This window comes from Legionella moravica DSM 19234, assembly GCF_000423305.1.
GTDB classification, from domain to species: Bacteria; Pseudomonadota; Gammaproteobacteria; order Legionellales; family Legionellaceae; genus Legionella; species Legionella moravica.
In genome coordinates this window covers 295,009-320,250 of record NZ_AUHS01000003.1, presented here as the reverse complement: position 1 = coordinate 320,250, position 25,242 = coordinate 295,009, and the positions used below count along the sequence as shown (strand labels likewise).

The window sequence follows — 25,242 nt, the reverse complement described above, 5'->3', positions numbered from 1 at the left end:
TGGATATTACATGCCTGCAGAATGGTACCCACACGAACGATGCTGGATGGCGTGGCCCTGTCATCAATCCACATGGGAAAAAGTAGGATTGGAACGAGCACGAATCGCTTATGCCAAGGTCGCAAAGTCTATAGCAGCATATGAGCCAGTAACGATGCTGGTCAATCCAGGAGATGAAGCTTCTGCAAGAGAATTATGTGGTGATACAATTTCCATTATCACACTCCCCATCAATGATTCATGGACTCGTGATACAGGGGCAACTTTTTTATTAAATTCACACAACCGACTGGCAGGAGTCGACTGGATCCATAATGCATGGGGTGGCAATTACGTTGACTGCGCTCTGGATAATAAGATTGCGTCAGTGATTATTGAACAGACCAAGGCCCGCCATTTTCATGCGCCACTGGTTATGGAAGGAGGATCCTTTCATGTCGATGGTGAGGGGACGGTATTAACCAGTCGTGAATGCCTGCTCAATGCAAATCGTAATCCGCAATTAACTCAACAAGAAATTGAACGCTATTTAATGGATTTTCTTGGCGCGGAACGGATTATATGGCTCAATAAAGGATTACTTGGTGATGAAACAGACGGACATATTGATGAAATTGCTACCTTCATCGCACCTGGAAAAGTGCTCTGCCTGATCACTCATGATCAAACGGATCCCAATTTCACAACCCTGCAGGAAAATCTGGACATTCTAAAATCGGCAACCGATGCAAAAGGACGTTCTTTGGAAGTCTATTGTGTCGAACAACCACCAGCCACTTATCTTGATGGAGAACGGCTCACACTTTCCTATATAAATTTTTATCTGGCTAATAAGGGCATAGTCATGCCTGCTTTTGGCTACGAAGAGTATGATAAGTCAGCATATATATTGTTCACCCAGTTATTTCCTGAACATCAAATAACTCAAATTGACGCTTTAGATGTATTTGCTGGCGGTGGAGGAATTCATTGTATTACCCAGCAACAGCCTGTATCTCTGCAAATCAATAACTAAGCTAACCAATTGACTATCTGCTGTACTGTTCTGCACGATTACAGTGGATAGTTACTCTTCTACGCCAAATGAATTCAATGCATGTTCTTATCTCACCGTCTCGACACTCTGCAATAGGTCTAGGTATGTTCTTCATCGCGAAAATGAACGATGCAATTCTACTTATAAGAAATTAAAGAGAGGAAAGACGCTGGTTGTTCAGAAAGCCTTGTCTGATAGCGAAGAAAATACCCACTATTCTTTGAGAAATTTCTTACAATTTGTTGCTCTATCTACGCAATGACTCTATCTGCCAAAAGGTTATACTAAAGACTCAAAAGGATGACATGGATATGTCTGACAGGATGTCAACTAAAGGGACAAGTACAATGGATGTACTTCGCCGCAAGGATGCGGCACTAATTTTTTGAAAGACACAATCCAATGATCATCTGAATAATTTACACAGAACGGCACACATCGTTCACAACCTCATTAAGTATTGGCCCAATGCTGCGGCTTGAATAGGTGTTGGCGCGAATATATCCATTGTATGATAATCGTTTAGCCAGGCTGCCGTCTTTTATTATTCGCTCCAAACCACTAGCCAGACTCACAGGATCTGAAGGTGGCACCATAACCGCGCATTCTGCTTCACCTACGATTTCCAGGGGACCGGATATTTCTGTGAGCACCATGGGCACTGAATGCATCATACTCTCAACAACTACCAAACCAAAAGATTCTTTCAATGAAGGATGACAAAAAATATCAAGGCCCTCATAAAATGCCTGTTTATCATCTATCCAGCCCAATAAGGTCACTTCTTTCTGAAGGCCATGGTGATTAATTTGTTTGATGTACTGTTTTTTCTGTTTTCCATCACCAGCAATATGGGCTTTAAATAAAATTCCTTTGCGTTTTAATATTGCCAAAGCATCGATAAAGACATCCAACCCCTTAAGATCAGAAAACCTGGCAATGGCTCCTATTACTGGAACTCGAGATCGCTCAGGCTCTTTGTAAACCAGATTATCTGGAATGGATATCATATTAGGCACAGTGTAAATTCGTTTTCCAGGATTTCCTAACCTCATGATCTCACGATGCATGTGTTCCGTAATGGCAATAACCGCATCCGATGTGTTTACTAACTCATTGTAGGATTCAATAGTATGGCATACAGCAATTTTGGGCACTGAAGTGCCTGTCTTTTCAAACAAGATGGCGGCTCGTTTTGTATGTGAAATAATACAATCTGGTTGCTCTTTAAGGATTAACTGACGCAATCGATGAACGGCAATGAAATCATTTCGACCATAACTGAAAATTGTTTTTAAATTAGGATCCGAACAAACCTTTCTTATCTGCGACCAAGGGTGAATAACAGGAATAATCTTGTGACCCAATCCTCCCAAAACCTTGGTATAGTTTAAAAAAACTTGTTCGACACCTCCATTTACTTTGGAGAACATGGCATTCATTATTTTCATTAAAAATCCGATGTGATTATATTGCAACCACTTTACACAAAATCAACTCAGTTTATTTATACGCCAGGATGTGTTGACCATTCTGACTTCGACATTGAGGGATGTGCCTAGTTATATGATTCATCATTTCAGCGTGATTATATACCATTAATTCAATGCATTTGAATTGGATTTAAATCAATAATTTTTATTTGCTTTGCCATTCAACTCGATTATCTCATTGCAATATTCCTGTTTGATTATTAATATTGAGTCAATTATCTAACCAATAATTGATGTGATTTTGGCTTTCACTTATTGGTAAAGGCGGCAAATAATTTGTATATGTTGAATGTTTTGCTTTTTTACCTATTACCAAATCTTAATATCTCACGTGTATGCTTAATAATTAATTTCAAGGAATGATTTATGAATATGCTTCGCTGTATCCCCCTCTTTTTAGCAGGTTTTAGTGTGTATGGAAATGCCCTCGCTGCTTCCACAACTCCTGACAAAGACGGCCCAGTCTGTTCATCAACACTCTGTGCTTTTAACATGAAAGGTGGTGTTTATGCGGGAATCACAGGTTATTATGTTAAGCCAAGTGAAACTGGAATCGGTATGGTTACTGACAGTTGGTTGTATGGAAATACTGGAAATTTTATAGCGATAAGTACACCCTTCAATCCAGTACATAAATGGGCTGGTAGTGTTAAACTGGGCTACAATCTGCCCATGTCTGCAAATAATATTGAAGCCAATTATTTATTTTTAGATAATAAAACGCATGCATTCAATGACTTTGCAGACGGTTCAATTGGTTTTGGGAGTATTTTGTTTCCAGATGCTGCCTTTCCACCGACTCCTGGATTTGTCAGTGATGCCTCACTTACTTATAAAGTAAATCAGATTGATCTTAAAGCCGGTAGAAAATACTCTGATGTATCCGGGGTGTTTTCGATTAAGCCGTCATTGGGACTCCGCTATGCTGAATTGAAACATATACTTACATTTACAGCACCAGGAAATATGATCAGTACTTATAATGGTGCCGGCCCCATGCTCAGTATAGATGGAACTTACACACTTGGACATGGATTTGGATTAGTCGGTTATTTTGATTACGGCCTGTTGGTTGGAACAATCAACGCTCATTCTTTTGTGAGTTTGCTTGGAACCAATTTTAATTTTTCCTGGCCTAAGCGGGATCGAATCGTTAACAGCCTTTCTGGTAAGTTAGGCGTCGATTATTCTCACAATTTTGCATCCAGTTCTAATGTGACCCTGGAAGCAGGCTATCAAATAAATGAATACATCAATTCAATGGATACCATTAGAGGAACAGTACCTCTGGCACAAGGCGTTATTCAACGCATCAATGGGTATGAAACGAATAGTTTTGGATTTCGTGGACCTTACATTAGCTTGACCGTTGCAGCTTAATTTCTTATCGGAACTCTCTACTGAGTAGTTGTAAGGTGAACCATCACCTTACAACAGTTCTTGAGGTTAAATATCTATATTTTCCGCATCCAACGCATTTGATTCAATAAAATCTCTGCGCGGCTCTACATTGTCACCCATTAGTGTAGTGAATATTTCATCTGCTGCAACAGCATCTTCGATATTTACTTGCAACATGCGTCTAACCTCAGGGTCCATAGTAGTTTCCCAAAGCTGTTCCGGATTCATTTCACCAAGTCCTTTATACCGTTGAATGGTTTGACCTCGTTTCGCTTCATCCATTAACCAATCTAAAGCTTGCTCAAAATGTTCAATCGGTACAGACTTATCCAAACGCTTTACGTACGCTCCCTCTTCAATCAAACCACCCAAGCGAGACCCCAGGTTCAGCATTTCTTTATAATCCTTCGAATAGAAAAACTCTGCATTCATAGGAACATGATGATCCATTCCGTGTTGAGCTATTGTGATTCGCGGAATGAACTGGTTCGTATCTTCTAACACCTGAACACCTACAGAATAGTGTTCCGTTTTACTATCAACCTGCTGCAAGCTTTGATGTAACTGATTACACCAATGACTTATTTTATCGTGATGATTGAAATCTTCATTCTGCAATACAGGTAAATAGGCGACTCGCTTTAATATATCCGCAGGATATCTGCGTTTATAGCGCTTAATAATTTTTTCAACTCGTCGAAACTGTTGTACCAGTTCCTCTAAAGCCTGTGCAGTGATAGCCGGAGCATCTTTAGAGGGATAAAATGCAGCACCGTCCAGAGCACTTTGTGTTAGATATTCAAACAAGGCCTCATCGTCCTTAACATATTGCTCCTGTTTTCCTCTTTTTACTTTATATAAAGGTGGTTGTGCAATATATATATACCCTCTCTCCAGGAGTTCTCGGGTCTGCCTGTAAAAGAAAGTAAGCAACAATGTACGAATATGAGAACCATCCACATCGGCGTCAGTCATGATAATAATACGATGATATCGCACTTTATCCGGATCGTATTCATCTGGACCAATGCCACAGCCAAGTGCGGTAATTAATGTTGCAACTTCTTGCGAAGCCAACATTTTATCAAACCGTGCTTTTTCCACATTAAGGATTTTACCCTTGAGCGGTAATATAGCCTGAAATTTTCTATCGCGTCCTTGTTTTGCAGATCCACCCGCAGAATCTCCCTCTACTAGATACAGTTCTGACAACGCAGGGTCTTTTTCCTGACAATCAGCCAGCTTTCCGGGCAAACCAGCAATATCAAGAGCACCTTTACGTCGGGTCATTTCACGCGCTCGACGAGCAGCTTCTCTGGCACGTGCAGCATCGATGATTTTCCCGACAATTGCTTTAGCTACAGATGGATTTTCAAGCAGAAAATCATTAAATTTTTCTGCAACGCTTGATTCTACTGCAGATTTTACTTCAGAGGAGACTAATTTATCTTTTGTTTGAGATGAAAACTTAGGATCAGGAACCTTCACAGACAATACTGCAGTTAATCCTTCACGCGCATCATCTCCTGTTGGAGATACTTTTGCTTTTTTTGCATACCCTTCGTTTTCGATATAGTTATTTAGTGTCCGAGTCAGCGCGGCTCTAAAACCGGCCATATGCGTTCCGCCATCTCTTTGAGGAATATTATTAGTAAAACAAAAGAGTGTTTCTTGATACGAGTCATTCCATTGCATGGCTAACTCGACAACAATGCCATCTTTTTCTGCCGTCATCGAAAATACAGCTGGAAAAATGGGAGTTTTATTCTTATTTAAATGCTCAACAAAAGCTTTAATACCGCCTTCGTAATGGAAGGTATCTTGTCTTTGAGTTCGTTCATCAAACAGATGGATGCAAACACCGGAATTTAGATAAGATAATTCTCTTAATCGTTTCGCTAATATATCGTAATGAAATTCAATGTTACTGAATGTTTCAGCGCTGGGTTTGAACCATATCTGAGTTCCAGTAGTTGTTGAGTCACCAGTTTCTGCAATTGGAGCATCGGGAACACCGTGTCGATAGTGTTGCTCATGAATTTTTCCATGCCTGCGAACAAGCAAATGCAACTCTTCCGATAAGGCATTAACAACTGAAACGCCTACCCCATGAAGACCACCGGAAACTTTATAAGAGTTATCATCAAATTTACCGCCAGCATGCAGAATGGTAAGAATAACTTCAGCAGCAGAGCGACCTTCTTCTTTATGAATATCTACCGGGATACCACGGCCATCATCTTTAACCGTAATGGATTCATCGCTATGAATTGTAACGAAAATTTCCTTGCAATGACCTGCAAGCGCTTCGTCAATAGAGTTATCAACAACTTCAAAAACCATGTGATGAAGACCGGTACCGTCATCAGTGTCACCTATATACATACCTGGTCTTTTTCGTACTGCATCTAAACCCTTTAGGACTTTAATATTATTTGAATCATAACTGGCATCAACGCTCATCAGGAACCCTCATTACCCTATTGTGGTATTTCGAATCGTTCAATTATACCATCTTTTGGCGGCGGTTTATATGTCAGTGGATAAACTTTGGTTTCTCTTTCTCTGCATCAGGTTAATTCATTTTAGTTATCGGTAAACAGGATTTAATTTAATTAATTTGTTCCACGTGAAACATTTACATGCCTATTTAATTACACTAAAAAGCAACGTTCTAAATCAGAAACAAGGTTCATTATGCACGGCTATCCCATTAAAAATATGACGTCTTTCCGAGCGTAGCGAGGAATCTCCTGCAAGGTTGCACGATCCCATTAAAATGCAGCCATTAAAATCATATCAAGAGTAGAATCTCCCCAGACAGCCTTTTTCTGCAGGCGCCTAATGCTCATATCCTTAATTTTTTTTTGGTATTTTGTAACCTGTTCAAAATAATATGCCGAACCATCACTATATTTTCATGAGCATGATCTTTGCGTACGCGAGAATCATCTTCACGTAATGTAACGTCCAATGATAATTAATGCATTAATTCAGATTGTGCCAATTTGCAGGAGATTCCTCGCTACGCTCGGAAAGACGTCACATTTTTAACCGGACTGCCGTGGTTCATTATGGATGTTATATTCTTTAATGTGTTTTAATGAAATACCATTACCCTAAATAGGTAGACACAAAACTTAATAATTGTGATTAACTCTTCCATTTTATTTACAAAACGGATAAATATTCATGATCCAAATTGATACAAACATTCGACATACAGCAAGCTGGAAAGAAGATGTTATAAAAAAATATTAAAATGATACATTCCCAGAATCAATATAAAAGCTGGAGTATTCAAGATGAGTTAAACGATTTAAAAACTCGGATTGATTAATGCAGGTAAAGACATATTGACCTTTATTAACATGCAAATATTCTAACAGGGCATTTTTATGTTGTTCATCAAGTTCAGCTGGAACATCATCAAATAAATACAAGCAATCGCCACTTAGAAGAGTTCCTTGTGCCAATTTTAATGCAATCAATATAATTTTTTGTTGACCACGAGACAGTACCTGTTTTGCTTTTGTCTCATCACTATATATTAAAATATCTGCTTGATGGGGACCGGATTGAGTGTATTGTTTGTGAAGATCACTGGTGAACTGTTCCGCGAGTACCTCCATCAGAGATCGCCCGGTATTTTTTTTATCCCATCCCTTGTAGTATTCAATAGAACAGGACGTGTTAGTTAATTGTCTTAATGTATCGTAAAAAGTAATTTTCAACCTATCGAAATATTCGTGTCTGAGCATATCCATTTGAATAGCAAGTTGATCTAATTGCTTGTCCCAGGGAATAAAATCTTGATATGATGAACGTTTTTTTAAAAGGGAATTTCGATGCTTTATTACCTTTTTATAATCTTTCCACAGTGATAGGTAATTATGTTTCACGTGAAACAACCCCCAATCCAATACGCTTCTCCGAACGGCGGGGCCTGCATCAATGATTTGGAATATATCCGCATAAAAAATTTGACAAGGTAAAGCATAGGCTAATTGACTGGTACTGTAGCAAAACTGATTGTTCAATTTAATTTGTGTTGGCTGTGAAAAAGATTTTTGAATACTGATGGTTGAGTTATCAGTACAACGAGAAAAAACCGTCAGTGCAGAGTGGCCCCGAGCGATTATTGGCGAAATTTCCCGAGATCGGAACGAATGACCACAGCTCAGCAAATACAAGGCTTCAAGAATGGAAGTTTTACCACTTCCATTCGGGCCGTATATAAAATTAAAGTGTTGATTGAGTAATAAATGGGCTTCAGAAATATTTCTTAAATGATGAATTTTAAGATCAGCTAAAATCATATTTTCATTGGCATGATGATGTATTGATAATTATCATTTTGCAAAGACTCGATTAAAATACTGCTGTCCGTATTCGACATGGACATTCGAATCTGACCGTCACCGAAATGATTTAATACATCGAGTAAATAGGTCGCATTCAAACCGATTTTTAACTCATCACCCTGAGTTTCAGCCATCAGAGTTTCAACCGCTTCTTCCTGTTCATTATTGTTGGCAATCAGAGTTAGCTGACCGGATTGTAAATGGAACAGTACCGCTTTGGATTTCTCATGAGCCAAAATAACAATTCGCGCCAAAGATTTTTTTAAAATAGCGCAATCAATAATAATCTGCTTATCCTGCTCCCTGGGAATTGCTTTAGAATAAGGTGGAAAACGTGCTTCAATCAATTTGGACATAAACGTAAATTGACTGCTAATCAATTTAAAATGAGATTTTCCTGCAGCCAGCAAAACATGCTCATCACTAATGCAATTTAATAAACGTAATAATTCTTGAACACCCTTTTTGGGTAACAAAAGCTTATACTGACTAATATTATCACAAGAGTAACGACAAATTGCCATTCTGTGCCCATCAGTTGCAACTGCAGAAATTTGGTGGGGTTCAAACTCCAAAAAGAGCCCGTTAAGAAAAACTCGAACATCCTGTTGCGACATGGCAAAATGGGTTGATTGTAATAATTGAAGCAAGACCAGTCGTGGTATTGATAGCTCAACCTCGTTGCACTCATCTTCACTTAGAGGATAATTTTCAGCAGGTAAAGTAGTCAACTTGAAGGAACTGCGTCCTTGTTTGATCGATACAATCCCGTTATCAAAAACAATATTGGGACTGGTATTTTCATCGAGAGATCGGATGATATCAATGAATTTTTTTGCAGGAACAGTGATACTCCCAGAGGTTTGATTAGACTCACAAGAAACCTGAGCAGAAATTTCAATTTCTAAATCAGTAGCGGTAACATGAAGCAAACCATCAGCCAATTTTAATAGAAAATTGGATAAAATAGCCAAAGATTGCTTTTTATCAACAGCACCTGCTACAGTAAGCAAAGGAGCGATGAGATCTTCTTTTTTTATAGCTAACTCAAACACGATAAACCCCTTATCAAGAAGATAATATACGCATTAAATTTTTATAATCTTCGGCAAAATCACTATCATCCTGAACAAGTTCCTTAACTTTTCTGCAGGCATGAATAACCGTAGTATGATCACGACCACCAAAATGATCACCGATTTCAGGCAGGCTGTGATTGGTTAGCTCTTTACTCAGAGCCATCGCCATTTGTCTTGGTCTAGCAATAGAGCGGCTACGACGTTTAGACAGTAAATCAGCCACTTTAACTTTATAATATTCCGCTACAGTTTTCTGAATGTTTTCTATAGTCACTAATTTATCTTGCAATGCCAATAGATCACGCAACGCTTCATGAACAAACTCAATTGTGATCGGTTTCCCGGTAAAATGAGCATTAGCAATAACCCGACGTAATGCACCTTCTAGCTCCCTGACATTTGAACGTATTCGTTTCGCAATAAAAAAAGCTACTTCATAGGGAAGTTCAATATTCGATTGCTCCGCCTTACTAATTAAAATGGCAACACGAGTTTCCAGCTCCGGTGGCTCGACAGCAACAGTAAGTCCCCAGCCAAAACGAGATTTGAGTCGCTCTTCCATACCCTCGATTTCTTTAGGATATCGATCACTGGTTAAAATTATCTGTTGTTGCCCTTCAAGCAAAGCATTAAAGGTATGGAAAAACTCTTCTTGAGAGCGATCTTTACCTGCAAAAAATTGTATATCATCAATAAGTAATGCATTTAATGAACGATAAAAGCGCTTAAATTCATTAATGGAGTTGGTTTGTAACGCTTTAACCATATCCGCTACAAATCGTTCTGAATGTAAATAAAGGACTTTAGCTTCAGGATTATTTTTAAGAATATTATTACCGATGGCATGCATTAAATGAGTTTTGCCTAAACCAACACCACCATAAATAAACAACGGATTGTAGGCATCACCGGGACGCTCTGCGACTTGCATTGATGCAGCGCGAGCTAATTGGTTTGAGTTTCCTTCAACAAAACTATCAAACACGAATTTTTTATTTAAATGACTACTCTTGTAGTCAACGGCTTTTTTATTGACCGGTTTGGGTGCGGTATTGGTTGTAGGAGAAACAGTAGTCTCAACAACTGAGGCAACGGGTTCAGCAGCTTTGCTCCCAATCTCTATAGAAACGGATTTTATATTGTCACCGCAAAATTGATTAATCAATTCTTCAATGCGAGAAAAAAAATGCTTTTTTACCCAATCAACTACAAATCGATTAGGCGCAAGTAAAACTAAACGTTGCTCATCTGTATGAGCTTGTAAAGGACGCAGCCAGGTATTGAATTGCTGAGCAGAATATTCATCTTGCAATAAACCTAAACATTTTTGCCAAACAGTATCTGACACAACAAAACTCCTCATTATATAAGGGTGGTAAAAGAGCAATACAACTAATTACCCACCGCAATAAATAGTGCCATTGAAAGCACCTGTACAGCAAGATAATTAAATAGAATAAATTAAAGATTCAATAAAAGATTAAAATTATAAATTAAAATTGAGCTTTAAATAATAGATGATTAAACCTGCAGATTATACTCAGCCTTCAATAAAAGGCAAAGTTATCCACAAAAAAAAGTAAATAAAACCCAAAAACAACTAAATAAATAGATGTTCTTAACTATTCTCAAGTCGGATTAATAGATAAATCAGACGAATTATAAGCTATGGATAACTGGGGTTTTAAAGCGGGTATAAGTTGAATACAAATCAGAGAATAGTAGTTCTTCAGAAAGAGCAAACACATTAAACACAGCCATAAAGGGAACTTATAAACACCTTAAATAACGATCTAATCTATTGAAATTAATAGTTAATTTAAGGTTATCAACAGATATGGTGTTTACTTATAATAAAAATAAGTTTTTTAAGTATATAAATTTATAATAATTACATAGAGATTTTTAGCGTCCAAAAAAATCATTTTACAGCGAGTATGTAATTCAGCTCGCATTGTTCTTTCGCTGTAACTCAACCCTGATAACAATAATGTTCAACACGCATCCGGAAATAATAGATCAATTAGTATAAAATTAAATCCAAACAGAGAGACGATTATGTCACGATTGCATGAAGCGGCGATAAACGACGATATTGAAGGAGTAAAGAGCTATTTGGAACTTGGAGATAAGATTAACGATTTCATTTAGCAAAAAAACTAATAGACCATGGAGCAAACGTTCATTACATCGATGAAAAAGGAAAAAGTTATCTGCATAAAAGCAATGATACAGAACTTACTAAGTTATTATTAGCTCACGGCCTGAAAATAGAACAAGAGGACAATCACAAAAAGACAGCTATAGAATCTGTGACTAACCCCAAGGTTGCAGAATTACTTGCTTCTCTAGGTGCATCGATTAACGAATTAAAGATGACTAGCCATGTAGTTTTATCATCACCTTATTTCGTGAACCGGATAGTTGATGAAGAGCAATTCCACATGAAAGTCCCAGATCGCTATGGTAGAGGCCCTTTGTTTCAATTGGCTCAAGGGGCCAGCCTGCGCCTATACCTGGAAACACTGTCAACTCTTTTAACAAAAAACATCGATGTGAGTATTAACAACGCTGACTCATCAGGCCAGACAGCACTGCATTAAAAATGATGACGACAATTATTCGAACTCATCAGAGAGAAAGATGTGAATAAGACGAGGTTTAATAATACTATATTCAGTGTACAAATTCAGAGTTAGTAAAATGGGAACGGTTTATACACACGCAAAAACGGATCAATACAAGAGTTTTGAACAGGAAAAAATAATCATAAGATATTGATATTAAATAAAATAATAGAGATATCAACAGGATTGAGAGCGCTAAATATAATAAAAAAATAAATAATTTAAGAAATATATTATAATTAGCAATCTCGCTAAAAAATAAAATGCGCCAAAAAATAAACACCTTTGTAATTTGACAGTGGAAAGAAAGTTATCTATCATTGCCAACCTCATAAATTTATATACAGGTTCATCATGAAACGCACCTTTCAACCAAGTAATTTAAAACGCAAACGCGATCATGGTTTTCGTGAGCGTATGGCAACTCGTGCAGGTCGATTAGTAATTAAACGTCGTCGTGCTAAAGGACGTAAGCGTTTGTCAGCTTAAGTGTTTGCATTTAATAAAACACAGAGACTGTTGACAAAAAAAGATTATGACCATGTGTTTGAACAGGCAAAAAAAATTGTAACGACTGAATTTGTTGTATTATACAGAACCAATAATCTTGGTTATGCCCGTCTAGGGCTGGCGCTATCAAAAAAAATGATAGCAAAAGCCCATGATAGAAACCGAATAAAGCGTCTTTTGCGAGAAGGATTCAGAAAACAGAATCTGCCTGCAGTCGATATGATATTTCTAGCAAAACAAGGTGTGGCACGACAAACAAATTCAGGCATAAATACCCAATTGAGCAAAACATGGGAAAAACTAATTTCATACTACGACAAATAGTATGCATTCCAATAAAAATATATCAATTTTTGATTGCCCCATTGATTAAACCATGCTGTCGCTATTATCCTAGTTGTTCACAGTATGCTGAGAGTGCAATCAAACAACATGGCATAACGAAAGGCATGTGGATGGGATTGAAACGATTATTACGATGTCATCCCTGGTCGCGTGGTGGTTATGATCCGGTACTCCCTAACGATGAGAAGCTTTAATGGATATTAGACGTATAATATTATATATGGCGTTAGCCCTGGTTGGTTTATCACTTTGGAACGCCTGGCAGGCGGATTATCCAGCAAAACCTCCTGTTGCAATAGAATCAACCAGTCAGTTGAACACTGATGGTCATTTATTACCCCAAGTAACTCCTGGTGACTCAGAACAAAGCCCTCTAAATCCATCTGTTGAGCAACAAGCAAACAATGTTATGACGAAACCTGAACAACTGATTCAGGTTAAAACGGATGTTTTAGACGTTGCCATTGATTTAAAGCAAGGAGACATAGTCAAAGGACTGCTTCTTGATTATCCTTTGAGCGTTGAGGATAAAAACAAACCATTCCCTCTTTTGCAAAATCAACCTCAAGAACGCTATGTAGCCAACAGCAGTATCTTTGTTGCAAAAGACCAATCCGTTCAATCGCTTAATTTTGGTTTTACTTCAGAACAAAAAGAGTATCAGTTACAGCCTAATCAAGATCAATTAATCGTTACCCTTGAAGGGAAAAATGAAGATGGGTTAACTGTTAAAAAGGAATTTATTTTTACTAAAGGCAGTTATTTAATCGAGGTACAATATAAAATCATCAATAATGGAACAAGTGATTGGAAAGGCTATTTAAACACGCAATTGTTGCGCAGTTCACCCCAGGAAGATAAATCCAGCATTTTTCATGTTGGTTCTTATACTGGAGCGTCCTATTCTAATCCTGGATCTCATCGTTATCAAAAGGTTGGTTTTAGCGATATGCATAAAACCAATCTTGATGTTGATGCCAAAGGCGGTTGGATTGCGATGCAGCAGCATTATTTTTTAAGTGCCTGGATCCCTTCCAGTTCAAGTGAAAATAAATTTTACACTCGAGCAATTAATGGTGATTACACTATAGGTGCAGTAAGTCAACCTATTACCATCAAGCCAGATGAGCAAAAGAACATAGGTTCCAAGCTGTATGTTGGTCCTGAAATTACCAGCGTTTTAAAAGGCATCGCTCCTTCTTTGGATTTAACCGTTGATTACGGAATCCTTTGGTTTGTTTCTTCATTGCTGTTTTCATTGATGAAGGCAATTTATAATCTTGTTGGAAACTGGGGCTGGTCTATTGTTCTGGTTACCGTCTTAATTAAGCTGGCATTCTACCGGCTTTCAGCAACCAGTTATAAATCAATGGCTGGAATGCGTAAATTACAACCCAAACTGCAGGCTTTGCGAGAGCGTTATGGTGATGATAAAGCCAAAATCAGCCAGGCAACTATGGAACTGTATCGCCAGGAAAAAGTGAATCCTTTAGGTGGTTGTTTGCCTATTATTATACAAATTCCTGTATTTATTGCTTTGTATTGGGTATTGCTGGAAAGTGTTGAGTTAAGACAAGCTCCTTTTATTTTCTGGATTAATGACTTGGCTTCAGCTGATCCCTATCATGTTCTGCCGCTTATTATGGGTGCGACAATGTTGGTACAGCAAAAATTAAACCCAACACCGCCGGATCCTATGCAGGCAAAAGTAATGATGTTCTTGCCAATTCTATTTACTGGTTTGTTCTGGAGTTTTCCATCCGGATTGGTGTTGTATTGGATAGTGAATAATACCTTATCCATTATGCAACAATGGTACATTACCCGAAAATATTCAGACGACAAACCAGCCAAAAAACTGGTAGCAACAGCAAAGTAAATGTCTGAAGATACCATAGTAGCAATAGCTACCCCACCAGGAAAAGGTGGGGTAGGCATAATCCGATTATCGGGTGAAAAAGCTTATTCAATTGCAATAACTCTTAATGCTAATAAAGCACTGAAACCCAGATTGGCAACGTACTGTTCTTTCTATACATCAGATAATGAATTAGTTGATCAGGGCTTAATGCTCTATTTTAAGGCTCCTCATTCTTTTACCGGTGAAGATGTCGTAGAAATACATGGACATGGTTCACCAGTTGTACTGGATATGCTCATTAAAGAATGTGTTGTTTTGGGTGCTCGCTTAGCAAGACCTGGAGAGTTTTCAGAACGAGCTTTTTTAAATGATAAAATCGATTTGACACAAGCTGAAGCTATAGCTGATTTAATCAATTCAAGTTCACAAACTGCAGCACGTCTGGCATTACGTTCCTTGCAAGGCGAATTTTCAGCCAAAATTAATCAATTAAATGAAGAGCTCATTTATTTGCGCTTGTATGTTGAGGCTGCAATTGATTTTCCTGAAGAAGAAATTGATTTTTTAAATGATGGAAAGGTATCAAATTTACTTCAGGATTTGCTGGAGCAACTGACTGTAATACGATCCCAAGCCAATCAGGGCGTGATTTTACATGAAGGTCTTTCTGTAGTTATTGCAGGCAGACCCAATGCGGGTAAGTCTACTTTAATTAATAATCTTGCAGGTCGGGATGTCGCGATAGTCACCGAGGTTGCAGGTACTACTCGCGATGTCATGCGTGAACATGTATTATTGGATGATATTCCCTTGCATATTATCGATACAGCAGGATTAAGGGAAAGTGATGATCTGGTTGAGCGGGAAGGAATTAGAAGAGCTTGGCTTGAATTAAAACAAGCTGATTGTGTTTTATTGGTAATCGATGTGAATGATCCCGACCAACATGAATGCCTTTCCAATGAAATCAGATCGGAATTACCAAACGATATCCCCATAATTACTGTGTTCAATAAAATTGATATGAAGAACCTCTCTGCTAAAACAGAGAACAATACCGTGTATTTGTCAGCTAAGTCAGGCTATGGCGTCGATGGTCTAAAGACTTTAATCAAACAAATGGCCGGTTATCATCCCAATGAAGGCCAGTTCTTAGCGAGAAGGCGTCATCTTCAAGCTTTGGATGAAGCTAAAAATCTACTACTTACCGGACAAAAGCAATTAACGGAGCATCGGGCTGGGGAATTGTTAGCAGAAGATTTACGTCTTGCTCACCAAGTGCTTTGCGAAATTACTGGCGAATTTACCTCGGACGATTTATTGGGAAGGATTTTTTCCAGTTTTTGTATTGGTAAATGAACCAGTTCACTCTAATCGGTGCTTTTAGTCTTTGTTTATGAATAGGCGCAGTATTTATTACTCTTTACATGAAAAAAAACTGTCCTGCCCTCGCAGGCGGGCACTCCCAATTAGCCTTAAGTTCTTCTTGACGAAATGCTAAATTGATAATTCCAAATGTTATCGAAATCTCGCTAAAATGTCCTTCTCCCTCAGGGAGAAGGTGCCAACGGCGGATGAGGGGATCTTAAAACGATTAAAATTATCTATTAAAATACTTAGTCCAACCAAAAATAAATTAAATGCATGGGATTAATTGATAATGCAAAAAGCCTATGCAATAACAGCACCTGCATACAAATCTGACTTTTCTCCAAGACTCCATATTTGTGACCAAGAGACAGGAACAAGTCGCGGGACGTCGAAACTTGAATTGTCAACAGACCCTAATTATTGAGATAGATGGTGGTCAGCAGAATGAGTGCGGGCAAAATGAATACGATAATAGAAGGACTAACTCTCTTAATAATTCAGGCTATGAAATTTTAAGGTTATTGGAATAATGAAGTACAGCAACAATTTAATTTAGTAATGGATGTTATTTATAAGTATTTCATGAATGATGTGTGATCCCCTCATCCGCCGTTGGCACCTTCTCCCTGAGGGAGAAGGACATTTCAGCGAGTTATCTTAATTTATTTCAGTGCCAAACCTGAAATGGTTGCCCGTTTGCGCGGGCAAGACAGGATCTTTTTATATACAGATATTTATTGCATAAAAATACTGAAAGCAGGCAATTAAATGATTTTCTCCTGTTTACCTCAATTCAGAAAACCAACACCTTTAATCTTAAATATCCACCCGTATTTGAACCTTTCAGACTTCTGAAACTCACAAAACAATGTGTCAAAAAACAATACAAAAAGACTTGTCAAATGCAAAATCAAGTGTTAACGTACTATAAATAAAACTTCCTGTATAATTTTTGAGAGTTGTTATCATGGTTTATTCGAAGCAAAATGCAGCTGTACGTAGGGACAAACATCAGTTCTTCTCCGAAATTCCTTCCATTGACACTCTCCAATTAAAATTTAAAGCTGCAGATCAACGCGCTGAAACGATAGGATACAGTTTTTTACTGCAGAACAAGCATTTGCTCGAGGCCGAATTTACTGAAATGTTTCACATCTTAAAAAATCAAGATGATGAAAAAAAAGAAGTTTTTTGGATCTATTGTTACTATTGTGCCTCTTTGCTGGAAGCTTTTCATAGTGCCTACCTGCAACCAGGAAAACAATCTGAATATGCTCAAATAAAGGTACAAATTAAAGAGCGCCTGATTAATAAAGTACAGCATAAAGCTTCAGAAGCGGCCTTTATTGATTCACTATACAACTCTTACCTTGGCAGTTTTCGCAATTTGGTGAACTCCCCCTTTCATGTATCGCAAATTCGTGATTATGTTGCGTACGCGAATCTGTGTCGAATTTACTGGGCCTTTTGTCGTATGACACTCACTCAGGGTTTGACTATGGCAAAAGATTTGCATCTCATAGAAAAACTGGATGTTTTACTCGGTACACATACAGATGTAGACAAGATTATTTCTGTTTTTCAAGCGCCTGTAGGCGTCATTAATTTCTTTAGTGTAGGATTCTTTCTTATACGATTGATGATTGATGGTGGTTTGTTGATCAAGCATACATTTTTTCCATCTGAATTGGAGAAAGGAGCGAAAAATGGATGTGATGTCACCAAACTGGATTATTTGCCTGGTGCTGCCAGCATTGAGCCTTACAGAAACAGTTACATTCTGGTTCGGGATGAAGACCATGATAATGTACAGTTATATTATGTCCCTAAAAATGGAACTCCCCAAAAGCTAACCGTTAAGGATCCCAATAAATTCAAAGATGAATTGCTGAGTAAATTAAATGAAAATAGCACAATCCGTTTAAACGCTGATGATGTTAAAGAATTGATTACAGCCCAAACGGGTCATGTTCCTGAAATTACAACCGCTTTTGAACGGTTTACCAATGAGCTTTATAAACGGCATTGTAATTTTGCTAATGACGTGGTTTGGGCAACAGTTAACTGTTTGTCTAATTTTAATAATTTATTCAATATTTCAGGACCTGTCGCAGGCTATTTAACAGCGGTATTTCTGACCTTTGACGTATGCATGGCACTGTATAAGTGTAAGTTAGCCAAAGAGGAGTATTTGACTAAAAAATCTCAATATCTTTTGGAAATTGACGATTACAATAATCCAAATTTATTTAAGAAATTGACAGATGAACAACGACGTTTGCATATTGAAATGCTCAATAAACAGTTATCGGAACTTGAGATCAATTGGCGGACTAAAGAAGCAACCTTTTATTTTGTAGCTGCTGCAGCTGCTTTGTTAATGTCAGGATTTACTGTTGCAATTTTAGTCAGTCCTCCTATGCTGGTGCTTGCTTCTTTTTTTGTTTGTACTGTAGCCGTAGCGATGTATCTTTCAGCAGGAGCCTATTCACAATACAAAGAAAAAAGCCTTTACTTGGAACAAGCTCAACTAACGGGTAATCAACTCCCAGTCGCTTATAAGGAATATGAAACCGCTCGTAATGATTTTATCTTTAATATGGCTAAAAACACGATTATGCCTATGGTATTGATAACTACTTTTGCGATTTGCTGGCCTGCGGCGATTGCCCTAACAGCCATGTATCTGGGATATGAACTTTACCATGCTTATGACCAGCATAAAGACACTCTTGCATCCCGCCAATTGATGGATGGAGAGGAAGAAAACCAGGGTTTTCTTCCTGGCAAGAGTTAGGCTTCAGGGTACATTGCTTTAACGGCAGCGATATCTTTTTCACTTAAGTGAGTTCGCTGCCCAATTTCTACTCCATCAGTTAATGGGATAATGGTTTTTTCACCGTTTTTAGAAAAGGCAAAGCTACCGTAATGCATGATGGATTGATAATCATAATAACCAAAATCTTTACCGTCGGTTAATTGCTGTTCAAAATTGTGCTTGTACTTATCGTCAATATTCTCCCATACGATACGCACATAGGAGTTTCTGTCTGCTCGTGATTGTTCATGCCATAAACCAAGAGCATGGCCAATTTCATGTACCGTATTCATAGTGGTACACCGTGGCGCCAGATTAATTTCCTGTTTACCACCCTTTTTGCCTACATATGAAGAACAGGTTGTACCTTCCGCATGGATGAATGAAATATAATCACGGTGTTCATAGCGATTTTTAGAGTTTAACTCTAAAAACTCCAGATGGGTATTTTTTTGCCAATGATCGATTGCTTGATAGATGGCTAATTTGTTCATAAAGGGTAAATCTTCAGCGACCTCATAAGGAACAACTCCATTAGGCCAACGCGAGCCTCCTGCTTTTGGGGTGATAATGGCCCCCTGAGCTTTTAAATGGGCTACCTTTCCAATGAGAATATCCCCTTCAACTACCGCAAATTCATTAATTTGTTCATAAATAATATCACGGCTGCCCAATATTGGATCGGCAATAGTAACATGTCCATGATGTGCCGCATATGATGAAGAAAAGAACAAAACAGAACCAATAAAACAATGCTTCCTTAAAAAATATTTCATAAAAAATCCTTATTTTTGAAATAATCCAGGATTAGTTTATTGAAAGGCTCTATTAAATTCTATGGCAGAAAAGAAAAATAAATCGTAGTGATTATTGGCACCTATCTTTTTGTTTTAGTTGTCTTCTGAATTCAATAACCCGCTTATCCATTATTCTACTCCAGAGAGGGGGAATTAACGCCAGAACTATCATACCCAGATATCCTGATGGAAGTTGAGGGCTTTGTTCCATATGGCGTAAAATTTGATAAGGACGAGCGCCATAGGTATGGTGATCTGAATGACGTTGTAAATGAAATAATATGGCGTTGGTTAACCAGTGATTCGCATTCCAGGAGTGATATGGACTGACTTTTTCATAAAGACCGTTTTCCAGTTTTTTTCTTTCCAGACCATAATGCTCAATATAATTAACCAGTTCAAGGGTCATGATGGCGGTGAATGATTGTACTATAAAAAATGCCAACGTAGAAAATCCCCCGAGAAGCAAACACAGACTGCCAATGATTAATGGTACTGAAAGTATCCACCAGAAATGATTATGCAAACTCCAGCATGCATATCCCTTCTGAAGCATGCGTTTTTTTTCAAGACTCAGGGCTGATTTAAAGGAGCCGATCAATGTCTTGGGTATGAATTGATAAAAGCTTTCTCCCAATTGTGCCGTTGCAGGATCTTCTGGGGTAGCCACTCGAACGTGATGCCCTTTGACATGTTCGATAAAAAAATGACCGTAACACACGCATACTAATAATGTTTTACTAAGAATTTGTTGGGTACGGCTGTTTTTATGCATCAATTCGTGCGCTAAATTGATCCCTGCCCCACCGGATATTAGTCCTATCGACAGGGTAAAACCAAGCCATTCAATCCATGACAGATGATGAGTGCTAACTACATAAGCAGCATAAACAAGCATGATTATTTGAGCTGGTACATAGGCATAGGTTATGTATTTATAATAACTGTCTTTAATCAGTTCATGTTCTTGTTCTCTTGATGGATTGGATGGATCTCTGATAAAAATGTCAACAAAAGGGATTAAGATAAAAACTATTGCGAATGGAAGAAAACTAAACCATCCTCCAAGATGAAGGCCTATAATGGGGAGTGGAATGAGTAAATATACCATTAAAAAGCTGAATTTTTTTAGCGATGACATCATTGAACTCTAGTTTGCCTGACCTAATTAAATTATAGGACATAGACCGTTGATCCAGCTTGGCATAATAGGACATGCGCTGGTTATTTTCGGACATTTTGTGCTTATTTGCGGGTCTTTGCATGCATGATGAGTGAAAGTGAGGATATAAAGGGTCTATTAGTAAGTAATCTGCTTAATTGTCCCATAATTTCCTGGTTCTCCTGTTATGCTCTCCGAATTTGAAATAGTAGTGGTAAAAAATTGGAACAACTGGGTCTCAGCATCAAAGAGTTGCTATGGTTGAATAAATTTCACCAGAATTCGCCGCGGCATCTTAATTAAGATGGGCAAAAATCCTCAATCCTCCGTCATGCATATCATGCTTTACTTCTCTTACCGCGGTTTTTTGAGGATCTGGAGTATACTCATTCCACGTCAATTGTAATCGAAGATTTGTAGAATCTTTATTTTTTTAAGAATCAATTAGTTTGTATCCAACATCATTAATGGCTTTTTTTATTAGCCAAACTCTTGAATTATCTTCGTCCACACTGAATTATATTTTGTCTCCGTCTTTAAGCCCTAATTTATGAGCTACATTCATACCTATGTATAGTTAAATTATGTTTGCCAGTTGCTTTTACTTTCGGGAATGAAATTCGAACTGTATTTATAGTGTTTAGGGATGAACTATTTCTTTACGGTCTTATCTCTCGAAATGCCATATTACAGCCCCTGTATATTTTTTTAATTATTGTGCATATTTTTTATAAATGAGACTTTTGTTGCGAGATTTATTTAATTAATACCTAATAAAATTAAATTACGGATATATTTATAGTAGTAACATATTTTAAACATTTAATTTCTTTTCTATTTTTTATTTCATGCTAATTTTTGTATCTTATTTATTTGATATCTCTCTAAATTATTAGTAACTACCCACGTCATCCCGAACGCAGTGAGGGATCTCCAGCAAACGGCACGTATTCAATAATTTCAAAAACATTTGAAAACTTATTTATGATCATATAACTGAATGAAAACCTCTGCTGTAATATTTTGAATTCTATTCAATCTGTATTTGCTGGTAATATTCTTATTCCTGCAGGATATTAAAAGAGCAAAGTCCATCACAACAAGGAATCACCAACGCATATGGAATCATACGTTTACCTATTGGCTTATAAACACAATAATGTTTTGTAAACTGGTGTTACCAATGATTTGATACGTCGCGTCTACGAACACAAAAACAAATTGGTGGCTGGATTCACCAAAAAATACAACGTGGATAGACTTGTTTACTATGAAGCCTGTGAAAGTATCGTTGTGGTTATTGAACGAGAAAACAAATTAAAGATTGATCACGAAAAAAGAAGCTTGATTTGATTAATGCATTGAACTCAGATTGGAACGACTTGTATCAATTGATTCTTTAAAATTGCGCCACCCGAGAGGAGATCCCTCACTACCTTCGGGATGACGTGGGTAGTTACTTTTATTGTCGTGCAAATTAATTTTAGGTAATAAATTTGTTTTGAAAGAAGATAATTAATCATGCTCAAACGCTAAGAATAGCTGCGGTCATGTATTGGTAAACTCATTATTAAATGCACATGGTCAAAGCCGCATCATTCAGGAGGTAAGAGCAATTGCCGACAGCCTCTAATACAATAATTTCATGACTTTTTCATTTTTAAAGCCATTTCATAGAGTTCGTTTTTGTGTGCTTTAGTTAGTTTACAGGCTATAGATACTGCTTGTTTTAATGGTACTTCTTGTAATAAAACAGCAAGGAGCTCCTGATGCGATTGAAGAGAATCACGCTCCGGACGAGGAGGTATTATTAATACAAACTCTCCTTTTGTATGGCCTGGATCTGCTAATAACCACTTTTTGACTTCAGATACGGTACCTGTGATGAACCTCTCATAAGTTTTAGTCAGTTCTTTCGCCAGAACCAACTCACATTCTGGGCCGTAGGTTTCTGAAATATCATCAATGCACTCCAGAATTCTGTGTGTTGACTCATAAAAAAGAAGTGTATGAGGTTCATTTTGTAGAGATTTGAGTTTGCTAACCCGAGCAGCGTGCTTTGCAGGAAGAAAACCTGAAAAGATGAAGGAGTCGCAGGGTACTCCTGCTGCACTTAGAGCCGTAATTAAGGCACTTGGTCCTGGAATTGGGGTAACAGGAATTAAATGTTCACGAGCAAGCTTTACTAAAGGATATCCAGGATCACTGATTAAAGGTGTTCCTGCATCACTGATTAGAGCAACCGTAGTTCCATTGAGGATTTGTTCAATGATTTGCTTACTTTTATCACTTTCATTATGGGCGTGCAGAGAAGTTAAATTATTTTTTATTCCCAAAGCAGTGAGTAATTGTATTGAGTGCCTTGTATCTTCAGCAAGGATTAGATCGACTGATTTTAAAATATTAAGTGCCCTGAAACTGATGTCATCACGGTTTCCAATTGGAGTCGCAACTATATAGAGAGTTCCTATGCCTGTTGCTAGAGAGTTTGTCATAGTTTATCCTCTTCGGTTATTGCGTATTTGGCGAATGAATATGTTTCTAAAATTATTTAATGTTCGTATTTTTTTATTGCTGGTCTCAACATTTTTGCTGTGTCAATGCACTCAAACCGTTAATTCATCTGAGCCTGTAGTGACCACCGTCCACAAAAAAGTTAAAAATCCTTACAGTATGCCTACTGCGACCTATCTTGCATTAGCAAAAAATGAAGAAGGTTCCAAAAAACAAAGTCTATTACTAGCCGCAGCTGGCAGTATGATATCTGAGGGCCAATGGCGACAAGGTTTAGCCATTTTAGCACAAACAAGTGAATTAACTGATGATCAGTTGAATGAAAAAAAACTGTTATTAGCGAAAATAGATGTGATCCGGGATCAACCCCAATCAGCATTGGTTAAATTGGCAACGATAAAAGACTCAGATAGCCTTTCGCATTACAATCAAATTCAATTGCATGAGCTGTTGGCTCAATCCTATCGCTCAACAGGCAATCAAATAGAGTCGGTAATGGAGCGAATAAAACTGGAGTCCTTATTGACGGAGCAGGAGCAGCAGGTTAACAACAGAAGAACGCTCTGGTTCACTTTAATTAACTTGCCTCAACCCGAATTAAATGCGATGGCTGCAGAAGCTGCAGATAAGTCTGAATTACAAGGATGGCTCCAGTTAGCTGTTATTTCGCGTAAATATCGAGACAATCCTAAATCATTGCTTGCTGCCCTGGATCAATGGCAATCTCGTTATGATCATCATCCCGCGAATAATATTCTTCCCAACCCCTTGGACAGTATTGCTGACAAAATGATTGCCAAACCTAAAAATATAGCATTATTACTCCCGTTAAGTGGGCCACTTTCTGGTCCTGGTAAAGCAATACGCGAAGGATTCATGGCTGCTTATAAGAGCAATAATGGTGAGGAGACAACTCAGGTAAAAACTTATGATACAGCTCAAGGTGAAATCACCGAACTGTATCAAAAAGCCATTGATGAAGGTGCAGAATATGTTGTTGGTCCATTGACTAAAAATCAGGTAGCTGCTGTAGCTGTGCTGAACCATCCTGTCCCTACTTTACTTTTGAATGATTCAGACGCCAGTGTACAGGATAACTCTTATCTCTTTGGTCTGTCTCCTGCTAATGAAGCCAGCCAGGTGGCAAGTAAAGCGCGGAGTAAGGGATACCGCAGGGCTTTAGTCATTGCACCCCAAAACGATTGGGGCAATGATGTGACCAAGGCATTTGTTAATCAATGGACGAATAATGGTGGCAAAATTGTTGATACCTTTTTATATGGCACCAATGATGATATGAACAAGAAAATGAAGGATTTTCTAAAAATCTCTGAAAGTCAGACAAGAGAAAAACAATTAAAGCAGGTTTTGGGTCATAATCTACAATCCTTGCCAAGCCGTAGACAAGACTTTGATATGATCTTTTTATTAGCCTATCCATCAAAGGCGCGTCAAATTATGCCCTTGTTAAAATATTATTATGCAGGTGATGTACCGGTCTTTGCTACATCAAGTGTTTATGGCGGAAATGCCAATGCTTTAAAAGATAAAGATTTGGATGGGGTTATTTTTTGCGACATCCCCTGGGTATTTTCACATCAGATGGGAACGAGAAATTGGCCAGAGCAATTTAATAGTTATAATAGGTTGTATGCCCTGGGTATGGACAGTTATGCATTAGCTACTCAAATAAATCAGTTAATTTTATTTCCCGCGGATGGTTCTATGGAATCAAACGGTACTCTCTATTTGAAACCTTCACAGCAGGTTGCGCGTGTTCTGGAGTGGGGGCAATTTAGACAAGGCCTGGCACATTCATTAGGTAGTACGGTTTAAATTGAATGATGAATTCAGAAGGATAGCC

20 protein-coding genes are annotated in these 25,242 nt (G+C 37.9%); 12 read left to right on the top strand and 8 right to left on the bottom strand.

Annotated features, from left to right (window positions below):
- Positions 1 to 10 precede the first annotated feature (10 nt).
- Positions 11 to 1,015, top strand: coding sequence for an agmatine deiminase family protein (locus G543_RS0101425; protein WP_035921141.1), 1,005 nt, complete (start codon positions 11 to 13; stop codon positions 1,013 to 1,015).
- Between the two features lie 440 nt (positions 1,016 to 1,455).
- Here the strand turns inward: G543_RS0101425 and G543_RS0101420 are convergent, their stop codons facing one another.
- Entirely contained in the window at positions 1,456 to 2,487 is a 1,032-nt protein-coding gene (locus tag G543_RS0101420) for a glycosyltransferase family 4 protein (RefSeq protein WP_028382940.1), read from the bottom strand.
- A gap of 408 nt (positions 2,488 to 2,895) precedes the next feature.
- Between G543_RS0101420 and G543_RS0101415 the strand changes: the two genes are divergently transcribed.
- Complete coding sequence (locus tag G543_RS0101415) at positions 2,896 to 3,909, top strand: Lpg1974 family pore-forming outer membrane protein (RefSeq protein ID WP_238584748.1); 1,014 nt, start codon at positions 2,896 to 2,898, stop codon at positions 3,907 to 3,909.
- A gap of 66 nt (positions 3,910 to 3,975) precedes the next feature.
- On the opposite strand, the gene gyrB is transcribed toward G543_RS0101415, so the two are convergent.
- The 4 genes from gyrB to dnaA form a co-directional block, all read right to left on the bottom strand.
- Positions 3,976 to 6,393, bottom strand: coding sequence for a DNA topoisomerase (ATP-hydrolyzing) subunit B (gyrB, locus tag G543_RS0101410; protein ID WP_028382938.1), 2,418 nt, complete (start codon positions 6,391 to 6,393; stop codon positions 3,976 to 3,978).
- A 794-nt stretch (positions 6,394 to 7,187) separates the two neighbouring features.
- Positions 7,188 to 8,249, bottom strand: a complete 1,062-nt coding sequence (gene recF / locus G543_RS0101405; RefSeq protein ID WP_028382937.1) for a DNA replication/repair protein RecF — start codon at positions 8,247 to 8,249, stop codon at positions 7,188 to 7,190.
- The gene (gene dnaN, locus G543_RS0101400; RefSeq protein ID WP_028382936.1) at positions 8,246 to 9,349 is read right to left on the bottom strand and encodes a DNA polymerase III subunit beta; all 1,104 of its coding nucleotides are present in this window, start codon (positions 9,347 to 9,349) and stop codon (positions 8,246 to 8,248) included. Before dnaN ends, recF begins: the two co-directional genes overlap by 4 nt.
- A gap of 13 nt (positions 9,350 to 9,362) precedes the next feature.
- Positions 9,363 to 10,721, bottom strand: a complete 1,359-nt coding sequence (dnaA, locus tag G543_RS0101395; protein WP_028382935.1) for a chromosomal replication initiator protein DnaA — start codon at positions 10,719 to 10,721, stop codon at positions 9,363 to 9,365.
- Positions 10,722 to 11,685: 964 nt separating this feature from the next.
- Between dnaA and G543_RS0101390 the strand changes: the two genes are divergently transcribed.
- The 8 genes from G543_RS0101390 to G543_RS0101355 all read left to right on the top strand — a co-directional run bounded on the left by G543_RS0101390 (position 11,686) and on the right by G543_RS0101355 (position 18,884).
- Positions 11,686 to 11,976 (top strand): hypothetical protein, encoded by a 291-nt coding sequence (locus G543_RS0101390; RefSeq protein ID WP_028382934.1) that lies wholly within the window; start codon positions 11,686 to 11,688, stop codon positions 11,974 to 11,976.
- A gap of 378 nt (positions 11,977 to 12,354) precedes the next feature.
- Complete coding sequence (gene rpmH / locus G543_RS0101385) at positions 12,355 to 12,489, top strand: 50S ribosomal protein L34 (protein ID WP_006869475.1); 135 nt, start codon at positions 12,355 to 12,357, stop codon at positions 12,487 to 12,489.
- Positions 12,490 to 12,834 (top strand): ribonuclease P protein component, encoded by a 345-nt coding sequence (rnpA, locus tag G543_RS0101380; protein ID WP_028382933.1) that lies wholly within the window; start codon positions 12,490 to 12,492, stop codon positions 12,832 to 12,834. It begins immediately after the preceding gene.
- Positions 12,801 to 13,049, top strand: coding sequence for a membrane protein insertion efficiency factor YidD (gene yidD / locus G543_RS0101375; RefSeq protein ID WP_028382932.1), 249 nt, complete (start codon positions 12,801 to 12,803; stop codon positions 13,047 to 13,049). The genes rnpA and yidD overlap by 34 nt, the downstream gene beginning before the upstream one ends.
- Complete coding sequence (gene yidC / locus G543_RS0101370) at positions 13,049 to 14,734, top strand: membrane protein insertase YidC (RefSeq protein WP_028382931.1); 1,686 nt, start codon at positions 13,049 to 13,051, stop codon at positions 14,732 to 14,734. The genes yidD and yidC overlap by 1 nt, the downstream gene beginning before the upstream one ends.
- Complete coding sequence (gene mnmE, locus G543_RS0101365; protein WP_028382930.1) at positions 14,735 to 16,075, top strand: tRNA uridine-5-carboxymethylaminomethyl(34) synthesis GTPase MnmE; 1,341 nt, start codon at positions 14,735 to 14,737, stop codon at positions 16,073 to 16,075. It abuts the gene before it with no gap.
- 368 nt (positions 16,076 to 16,443) lie between these two features.
- Entirely contained in the window at positions 16,444 to 16,617 is a 174-nt protein-coding gene (locus G543_RS19510) for a DUF559 domain-containing protein (protein ID WP_162145873.1), read from the top strand.
- Positions 16,618 to 17,054: 437 nt separating this feature from the next.
- Entirely contained in the window at positions 17,055 to 18,884 is a 1,830-nt protein-coding gene (locus G543_RS0101355) for a hypothetical protein (RefSeq protein ID WP_028382928.1), read from the top strand.
- Here the strand turns inward: G543_RS0101355 and legP are convergent.
- Both legP and G543_RS0101345 read right to left on the bottom strand, forming a co-directional pair.
- Positions 18,881 to 19,681 (bottom strand): Dot/Icm T4SS effector Zinc-dependent metalloprotease LegP, encoded by an 801-nt coding sequence (gene legP, locus G543_RS0101350; RefSeq protein WP_035921138.1) that lies wholly within the window; start codon positions 19,679 to 19,681, stop codon positions 18,881 to 18,883. The genes G543_RS0101355 and legP overlap by 4 nt on opposite strands.
- Positions 19,682 to 19,772: 91 nt before the next feature.
- Positions 19,773 to 20,843: an alkane 1-monooxygenase gene (locus G543_RS0101345; RefSeq protein WP_028382926.1), complete on the bottom strand. Its 1,071-nt coding sequence runs from the start codon at positions 20,841 to 20,843 to the stop codon at positions 19,773 to 19,775.
- A gap of 1,245 nt (positions 20,844 to 22,088) precedes the next feature.
- On the opposite strand from G543_RS0101345, the gene G543_RS19255 reads away from it, so the two are divergent.
- Positions 22,089 to 22,217, top strand: a complete 129-nt coding sequence (locus G543_RS19255; RefSeq protein ID WP_238584752.1) for a GIY-YIG nuclease family protein — start codon at positions 22,089 to 22,091, stop codon at positions 22,215 to 22,217.
- Positions 22,218 to 22,507: 290 nt separating this feature from the next.
- Here G543_RS19255 and rsmI read toward each other — a convergent pair whose 3' ends face one another.
- On the bottom strand, positions 22,508 to 23,359 hold the full coding sequence (gene rsmI, locus G543_RS0101340; protein WP_028382925.1) for a 16S rRNA (cytidine(1402)-2'-O)-methyltransferase: 852 nt from the start codon (positions 23,357 to 23,359) through the stop codon (positions 22,508 to 22,510).
- 40 nt (positions 23,360 to 23,399) lie between these two features.
- Between rsmI and G543_RS0101335 the strand changes: the two genes are divergently transcribed.
- Positions 23,400 to 25,214 carry a penicillin-binding protein activator gene (locus tag G543_RS0101335; RefSeq protein WP_028382924.1) on the top strand — a complete coding sequence of 605 codons (1,815 nt, stop codon included), beginning with the start codon at positions 23,400 to 23,402 and terminating at the stop codon, positions 25,212 to 25,214.
- Positions 25,215 to 25,242 lie beyond the last annotated feature (28 nt).